We start from the raw sequence: 338 nt of genomic DNA on the forward strand, positions 1-338 counted from the left end.
CAAGAGGGTCACTTGCGCTGCCAATATTAACGTCTAGAGACGCAGAAGATTTATCGGTATTTGGGTCGGAAACCAGCAAGACTCGAAGTTTGTTTTCTAGTACTAAGTAATCGTAGTGCCGGCTATCATTAGGGCTTTTTTCTATAGAAAGGGAGGCGTTAACATTACTAGATATAATACCTACAGCGCATAATATGAAAAGCAAATAAACTGGCCGTAAAATTGATATTCCGAACACAGAAATTCCTCGATGATCAAAGTAAATTTAGTGAGCTAGTATAGTGTTATTTCAGCTTGATAGGGGCTTTTGTTAAAGCAAGTTCACGTTAATAACATAA

The 338-nt window shown here is 37.6% G+C and carries 1 protein-coding gene; it reads right to left on the reverse strand.

All coding sequences use genetic code 11. The features are described from left to right. The coding region (locus A3761_RS28355) for a hypothetical protein (RefSeq protein WP_231881112.1) at positions 1–205 on the reverse strand (205 nt) is incomplete at its 3' end. Positions 206–338: the final 133 nt, after the last annotated feature.

This window comes from Oleiphilus sp. HI0123, assembly GCF_001635315.1.